This window comes from Vagococcus sp. (genome assembly GCF_052102835.1).
Classification (GTDB): Bacteria; Bacillota; Bacilli; order Lactobacillales; family Vagococcaceae; genus Vagococcus.
Map to the genome: position 1 here is coordinate 24,369 of NZ_JBQEIL010000014.1, position 7,656 is coordinate 32,024.

At 36.9% G+C, this 7,656-nt stretch carries 7 protein-coding genes; 2 read left to right on the forward strand and 5 right to left on the reverse strand.

The features are described from left to right. Positions 1 to 73: 73 nt before the first annotated feature. From tuf to rpsL, 4 genes are all read right to left on the reverse strand, one after another. Positions 74 to 1,261, reverse strand: a complete 1,188-nt coding sequence (tuf, locus tag ACTJFD_RS10995) for an elongation factor Tu (RefSeq protein WP_442261578.1) — start codon at positions 1,259 to 1,261, stop codon at positions 74 to 76. A 129-nt stretch (positions 1,262 to 1,390) separates the two neighbouring features. After that, positions 1,391 to 3,475, reverse strand: a complete 2,085-nt coding sequence (gene fusA / locus ACTJFD_RS11000) for an elongation factor G (RefSeq protein WP_442261579.1) — start codon at positions 3,473 to 3,475, stop codon at positions 1,391 to 1,393. A gap of 69 nt (positions 3,476 to 3,544) precedes the next feature. Next, positions 3,545 to 4,015 (reverse strand): 30S ribosomal protein S7, encoded by a 471-nt coding sequence (gene rpsG, locus ACTJFD_RS11005; RefSeq protein WP_442261580.1) that lies wholly within the window; start codon positions 4,013 to 4,015, stop codon positions 3,545 to 3,547. Positions 4,016 to 4,066: 51 nt separating this feature from the next. Further along, positions 4,067 to 4,480, reverse strand: coding sequence for a 30S ribosomal protein S12 (gene rpsL / locus ACTJFD_RS11010; RefSeq protein WP_442261581.1), 414 nt, complete (start codon positions 4,478 to 4,480; stop codon positions 4,067 to 4,069). A gap of 279 nt (positions 4,481 to 4,759) precedes the next feature. Between rpsL and rpiA the strand changes: the two genes are divergently transcribed. Beyond that, positions 4,760 to 5,440, forward strand: coding sequence for a ribose-5-phosphate isomerase RpiA (gene rpiA / locus ACTJFD_RS11015; RefSeq protein WP_442261582.1), 681 nt, complete (start codon positions 4,760 to 4,762; stop codon positions 5,438 to 5,440). 21 nt (positions 5,441 to 5,461) lie between these two features. Further along, the gene (gpmA, locus tag ACTJFD_RS11020) at positions 5,462 to 6,148 is read left to right on the forward strand and encodes a 2,3-diphosphoglycerate-dependent phosphoglycerate mutase (protein WP_442261583.1); all 687 of its coding nucleotides are present in this window, start codon (positions 5,462 to 5,464) and stop codon (positions 6,146 to 6,148) included. 46 nt (positions 6,149 to 6,194) lie between these two features. Here the strand turns inward: gpmA and brnQ are convergent, their stop codons facing one another. Continuing rightward, positions 6,195 to 7,544, reverse strand: coding sequence for a branched-chain amino acid transport system II carrier protein (brnQ, locus tag ACTJFD_RS11025; protein ID WP_442261584.1), 1,350 nt, complete (start codon positions 7,542 to 7,544; stop codon positions 6,195 to 6,197). Positions 7,545 to 7,656: the final 112 nt, after the last annotated feature.

Sequence of the window (7,656 nt, forward strand, 5' to 3'; positions counted from 1 at the left end):
AGAGACTGTTACGATGTGTAACAGTCTCTTATGTCCGAGTACATGAAGCCTATTTTAACGATTAATCGAAAGATTAACCAATGATTTCAGTTACAACACCTGAACCAACTGTACGTCCACCTTCACGAATTGAGAAACGAGTTCCGTCTTCAATTGCGATTGGGTGAATTAAGTTTACGATCATTGCTACGTTGTCACCAGGCATTACCATTTCAGTTCCTTCTGGTAAGTCAACAACACCTGTAACGTCTGTCGTACGGAAATAAAATTGTGGGCGGTAGTTAGTAAAGAATGGAGTATGACGTCCACCTTCTTCTTTAGATAAAACATAAACTTCCGCTTTAAATTTAGTATGTGGAGTGATTGTTCCTGGAGCTGATAATACTTGTCCACGTTCGATATCTTCACGAGATACACCACGTAATAAAGCACCAATGTTGTCTCCAGCTTCAGCGTAATCTAATAATTTACGGAACATTTCAACACCTGTAACAGTTGTTTTCTTAGTATCTTCAGCGATACCAACGATTTCTACTTCGTCACCAACGCGAACTTGTCCACGTTCAACACGACCAGTAGCAACAGTACCACGACCAGTAATTGAGAATACGTCCTCAACTGGCATCATGAATGGTTTGTCAGTGTCACGTTCTGGAGTTGGGATATATTCGTCAACTGCAGCCATTAATTCCATAATTTTTTCTTCGTAAGCAGCTTCGCCTTCTAAAGCTTTTAATGCAGAACCAGCAACGATTGGAGTATCATCACCAGGGAAATCGTATTCTGTTAATAAGTCACGAACTTCCATTTCTACTAATTCTAATAATTCTTCGTCGTCAACCATATCCATTTTGTTTAAGAAAACAACAATGTAAGGTACACCAACGTTACGAGATAAAAGAATATGTTCACGAGTTTGAGGCATAGGGCCATCAGCAGCAGATACTACTAAGATAGCTCCATCCATTTGTGCAGCACCAGTAATCATGTTTTTAACGTAATCCGCGTGTCCTGGGCAGTCCACGTGAGCGTAGTGACGAGTTGCTGTTTCATATTCAATATGAGAAGTGTTAATTGTAATTCCACGTTCTTTTTCTTCTGGAGCGTTATCGATTTCAGCATAGTTACGAGCTTCCCCGAAACCGTTTTTAGCTAAAACTGTAGCGATTGCTGCAGATAATGTAGTTTTACCGTGGTCAACGTGTCCGATAGTACCAATATTTACATGGGCTTTCGAACGATCAAATTTTTCTTTTGCCATTTTGTATGATTCCTCCTAAATTTAAAAGTCATTTATTATAATATATTGAGGAAGGAATAAAAGCAAGCTTCCATTCCCTCTTCTAATCATTTTACATGATAGTAGCTACTTTTCCTAGTCAAAACTAGCTTAAGCTTCGCCACCATTTTTCTTAATGATTTCTTCTTGAATTGATTTTGGTACGTCTTCATAATGGTCAAATACCATCATAAATGTTCCACGTCCTTGTGTTGCAGAACGTAATGTTGTCGCGTATCCAAACATTTGAGCTAATGGTACCATCGCATTAACGATTTGTGAATTACCATGAGCCTCCATACCTTCAACACGTCCACGACGAGCTGTAACATGTCCCATAATGTCTCCTAAATATTCTTCAGGAACAGTAACCGTAACTTTCATCATTGGTTCTAAAATAACTGGATTTGCTTTTTTAGCAGCAGCTTTTAGAGACATAGATGCAGCAACACGGAATGCCGTCTCATTTGAATCGACATCATGGTAAGAACCATCATAAAGTTTAGCTTTAATATCTACTAATGGATAACCAGCTAAAACTCCGTTGTTCATTGATTCAGCTAAACCTTTTTCAACTGCTGGAATGTATTCACGAGGAACCACACCACCAACAATCGCATTTTCAAACTCAAAGCCTTTTCCTTCTTCATTTGGAGTAAATTCAACCCATACGTGACCGTATTGTCCTTTACCACCAGACTGACGAACAAATTTACCTTCAGCTTGTGTACTAGCTGCTCTAAATGTTTCACGATAAGAAACTTGTGGAGCACCAACGTTTGCATCCACTTTGAACTCACGACGCATACGGTCAACAAGTACATCTAAGTGAAGCTCACCCATACCAGAAATAACTGTTTCACCTGTTTCAACGTTTGTTTCAACGCGGAATGATGGATCTTCTTCAGCAAGCTTTTGAAGAGCCACACCCATTTTATCTTGGTCAGCTTTTGATTTTGGTTCAACAGCGACTTGGATAACTGGATCAGGGAATTCGATTGATTCTAAAATAACTGGAGCTGCTAAGTCACATAGAGTGTCTCCTGTTGTTGTATCTTTAAGACCAACAGCAGCAGCGATATCTCCAGAGTAGACGCAATCAATTTCTTTACGAGTGTTTGCGTGCATTTGTAGAATACGACCAATACGTTCTTTTTTGTCTTTAGACGCATTTAAAACGTAAGAGCCACTTTCTAAAATACCAGAATAAACACGGAAGAATGTTAGACGACCAACAAATGGGTCTGTCATAACTTTAAAAGCTAATGATGCAAAAGGAGCAGTGTCGTCAGCTGGACGAAGTACTTCTTCTTCTGTTTTAAGATCAGTACCTTTAATCGCTTCAACGTCAGTTGGAGCTGGTAAATAATCGATAACAGCATCTAGCATTAACTGAACACCTTTGTTTTTGAAAGCAGAACCAGCCATAACTGGGAAAAACTCAACATTAATTGTTGCGCGACGAATCGCATCTTTCAACTCAGGAATTTCAATTTCTTCGCCATCTAAATATTTCATCATTAATTCTTCATCAGTTTCAGCAACTGCTTCAACCAATTTTTCACGCCATTCAACAGCTAAGTCCATATATTCTTCTGGAATTTCTGTTTCTTGAATGTCAGTACCTAAATCATTTGTATAGATTTCGGCCTTCATTGTGATTAAGTCAATAATACCCGTAAAGTTCTCTTCAGAACCGATTGGTAATTGAATTGGATGAGCGTTTGCTTGTAAACGATCATGAATTGTTTTTACTGAATATAAGAAATCCGCACCGACTTTGTCCATCTTATTACAGAAGACAACACGGGGAACTTTATAATCTGTTGCTTGACGCCATACTGTTTCAGTTTGAGGTTCAACACCTGATTGTGAATCTAGTACAGTTACCGCACCATCTAATACACGCAATGAACGTTGAACTTCAATCGTGAAATCCACGTGTCCTGGTGTATCGATAATGTTAACACGATAACCTTTCCATTGAGCAGTTGTTGCAGCAGAAGTGATTGTAATACCACGTTCTTGTTCTTGGGCCATCCAGTCCATTTGTGATGCACCTTCATGCGTCTCACCCAATTTATGGATTTTACCAGTGTAATACAAGATACGTTCCGTTGTTGTTGTTTTACCAGCATCAACGTGGGCCATAATACCAATATTACGAGTATTTTCTAATGAAAACTCTCTTGCCATTCTTTGTTACTCCTCTCTCTATATACTTCTTGTTTTATATTTTTTAGTAAATTACTAAAAAAGAGGATTCTACCAACGATAGTGTGCAAACGCACGGTTGGCTTCAGCCATTTTATGCACGTCTTCACGTTTCTTAACTGAAGAACCAGTATTGTTAGCCGCATCCATAATTTCTTTAGCTAGACGTTGTTCCATAGTATGCTCACCACGTAAACGAGCATAGTTAACGATCCAACGTAAGGCTAAAGTTGAACGACGTTCAGGACGAACTTCAACCGGTACTTGATAGTTAGAACCACCAACACGACGAGCTTTAACTTCTAATACAGGCATAACATTTTCCATTGCTTGTTCGAAAACTTCCAATGCGTCATTCCCTGTAGATTCTTTAATAAGATTAAAAGCATCATAAATAATGCTTGAAGCAACACCACGCTTACCATCAACCATAACGCGGTTGATTAAACGAGTCACTAATTTTGAGTTGTACATTGGATCTGGTAAAACATCACGTTTTGTAACAGGACCTTTTCGAGGCATGTGTAACTCCTCCTTCCAAAATTTTGTTTTATCTATTTGTTTTTAATTGAATTATTTTTTAGGTTTTTTAGTTCCGTATTTAGAACGGCTTTGTTTACGATCGTTAACACCAGCTGTATCTAAAGCACCACGAACGACATGATAACGTACCCCTGGTAAGTCTTTCACACGTCCACCACGGATTAAAACAACACTATGCTCTTGTAAGTTATGTCCAATTCCTGGAATATATGCAGTTACTTCGATTAAATTTGATAAACGAACACGAGCATATTTACGTAACGCAGAGTTAGGTTTTTTAGGTGTCATTGTTCCCACACGTGTACATACACCACGTTTTTGTGGAGAGTTCACATTTGTTTGAGATTTTTTGAAACTATTATAAGTCTTTCCTAAAGCAGGAGAGTCTGACTTACTCATTTTTGATTTACGAGATTTACGCACTAATTGATTAATTGTAGGCATGATAGTTCCTCCTTCCTGAAATCTTTCTAGAGCCACACATCCAGGTGGTTCTTTTTTTTAGAAAAAAATTGATGCAAGTAAACTTGCATGTTAGGCCTTTTACAGTCAGCATGTCTCTTTCAAGAAACCTGTCTTAAAGCACCTTTGTAACTATATCATAGAGTATCTAATTTCGTCAATACTTAATTATCACTTTTTTTATTATTTTGTTACTTTCTTTTTTTATTGAATATGCTTACAATTAGGTTAGATCTTTTAATACTTTTAGGAGGAAATAAAATGAATTTGAAAAAAATGGTTGGGATTGAAGCGGCTAAGTACGTTAAAGACGGAATGATTGTTGGCCTAGGTACTGGCTCTACCGCATACTACATGGTCGAAGAAATCGGACGTCGAATTAAGGAAGAAAATTTAAAAATTATCGGAGTCACAACGTCAAAGGCAACCGAAAAACAAGCAATGGAACTAGGTATTCCTTTAAAAAGTATTGATGAAGTAGAACAGGTTGATTTAACCATTGATGGAGCTGATGAAATCTCGCCAACGTTTGATGGGATTAAAGGCGGAGGTGCAGCTTTGTTGTTCGAAAAAATTGTGGCAACCTACTCGAGCCAAACCATTTGGATTGTTGATGAATCAAAAATGGTGGCACATTTAGGAGCATTTCCACTTCCTGTCGAAGTGATCCCTTATGGCAGCGAACAATTATGGAAAAAATTCAAAATAAAAGGATTAAATCCAAAAATTCGTCAACTATCAAGTGGAAATCCTTTACTAACTGACAGTAAAAATTATATCATTGACTTGTACTTAGAAAAAATTGAAAATCCAAAGCAATTGGCTGAATGGCTAGATCATCAAGTGGGTGTAGTTGAACATGGCCTATTCTTGGATATTGCGACACGTGTCATTATTGGTAGCAAAACTGAAGGTGTCAAAACGGTTGAAGTGACCCGTTAATTGAGAAAGGGATGGAACAAAATGAAAAAATTAGTCTTTGTACGTCATGGTTTAAGTGAATGGAATGCTTTAAACTTATTTACAGGTTGGGAAGATGTCGATTTAAGCGAAAAAGGAATTGAAGAAGCCAAAGAAGCGGGTAAAAAAATTAAAGAGCACCAAATTCACTTTGATATTGCTTATACTTCCTATTTAAAACGCGCAATCAAAACTTGTCATTACATTCTTGAAGAGTCAGACCAGTTATGGGTCCCGGAAGTCAAATCTTGGCGACTCAATGAGCGACACTATGGGGCTTTACAAGGACTAAATAAAAAAGAAACAGCGGAAAAATATGGTGAAGAGCAGGTTCATGAGTGGCGACGCTCTTATGATACCCTTCCCCCACTAATTGATCCGACAGAAGCTAAATCAGCTGTTCATGATCCTAAATACGCTAAACTTGATCCCCATTCAATACCTGGTGGAGAAAATCTTAAAGTAACTCTTGAAAGAGCCCTTCCTTTTTGGGAAGATCACATCGCTCCTTCCCTTATCAACCAAGAAGCTGTTTTAGTCGCTGCTCACGGAAACTCCTTAAGAGCGTTATGCAAGCATATCGAAGATATTTCAGATGATGATATTATGGGCTTAGAAATCCCAACAGGGCAACCGCTTGTCTACGAACTAAATGATGACCTAAGCCTTTCAAAAAAATACTATTTATAAATTAAAAGTGCTTCTGAATCACAATGATTCAGAAGCACTTTTAATTTTAAACCCCTACGTTGCCTTTTCTTTGAGAAACAATTAAACCAATCAATACTCCTATGACAGCAAAAATGATCCAACTAAATCCAAATTCATAAAGTGGTAAAAACTCTGTTAATTTTTCTAATATTTTTTTCATAAAAAATTGATTTTTCATAGATTCTGGTAACGCATTTAAAGCTTCCAGAAAAGAAGCTACCATCGTAAAATAAATTGCATATTGATAAACAAAAGTAAATTTTTCAAAAAAAGAATGAAATAATGACATCATAATTAATAACATTGCTAATGGATAAATAAACATCAATACAGGTTTAGATAACGTTATGATTGTTGTTAAGCCAACATTAGCAATTAACGCTGATATCAACGCTCCAAAACCACAATATTGACGATACGAAAATTTAGGATACATTTTTGTGAAGGTTTGAGCGAAGGCGGATATCAAGCCAATCGCTGTTTTTAGACACGCGATAAAAACAATAAAAGTCATTAACCAATAACCAAAAGTACCTAAATAATGTGTTGAGATTTGGGATAATGTAATACCACCATTTTTATTTAATGGAAACTCACCTAGACTCATCACCCCTGTATAAGATAACAACGTATAAATAACACCCATTAAAACGACACCGATTAATCCAGAGTATGCTATTTTTGTAGCTGCTTCCTTCTTAGAAAAATCACCTAAGCTTTGGACACTTTTAACAACAATCGTTCCGAAAGCTAAAGCAGCTAATGCATCCAATGTATTATATCCATTTAGGAAACCTTCAACAAAAGGATGAATTGCATAAGAAGGCTGAATCGTTGCGGTTTTAATCGCCCCTAAAGGAAATATAAAAGCTAAACTAAGCAAAATAAAAAGTAAGATTAAAAACAAAGGGGTTAAAAAACGACCGATATAATCAATAAGCTTTGTTGGATTTAAAGATAAAAACCAGGACAATAGAAAAAAAAGACAACTAAAAATTAGTAAAACTACCGGATGATGATTTTGACTAATAACGCCTGAAAGACCTACTTCAAATGATGTCGTTGCTAACCTTGGCAGCGCAAATAATGGCCCAATAATTAAAAATAAAATGGTTGTAAACAAATAGGCAAAGCCCTGATTAACTTTTGAGGCTAGATCAAAAACACTCTCACTACCTGAATAACCGAACGCTAAAATCCCTAGAAAAGGAAGGCCAATACCTGTTAATAGAAAACCAATATTAGCAGAACCGATTGCCTGACCTGCTTCTTGACCCATTTGAATAGGAAAAATCAAATTCCCAGCACCAAAAAACAAACCAAATATCATAAAACCAATCGATAAATAATTAGTCCATTTTAATTGTTTTTTCATTTAAGTAACTCCTTTCACAAAAAAAAGACTTAAAATTGAATTAACCAATTTTAAGTCTATGACCCGTACGGGAATCGAACCCGTGTTACCGCCGTGAAAGGGCGGTGTCTTA

Coding starts and splice junctions, on each gene's coding strand:
- rpsG (WP_442261580.1), bottom strand. CDS start 4,015: ATGCCTCGAAAAGGTCCTGTTACAAAACGTGATGTTTTACCAGATCCA.
- fusA (WP_442261579.1), bottom strand. CDS start 3,475: ATGGCAAGAGAGTTTTCATTAGAAAATACTCGTAATATTGGTATTATG.
- rpiA (WP_442261582.1), top strand. CDS start 4,760: ATGAATTTGAAAAAAATGGTTGGGATTGAAGCGGCTAAGTACGTTAAA.
- tuf (WP_442261578.1), bottom strand. CDS start 1,261: ATGGCAAAAGAAAAATTTGATCGTTCGAAAGCCCATGTAAATATTGGT.
- rpsL (WP_442261581.1), bottom strand. CDS start 4,480: ATGCCTACAATTAATCAATTAGTGCGTAAATCTCGTAAATCAAAAATG.
- brnQ (WP_442261584.1), bottom strand. CDS start 7,544: ATGAAAAAACAATTAAAATGGACTAATTATTTATCGATTGGTTTTATG.
- gpmA (WP_442261583.1), top strand. CDS start 5,462: ATGAAAAAATTAGTCTTTGTACGTCATGGTTTAAGTGAATGGAATGCT.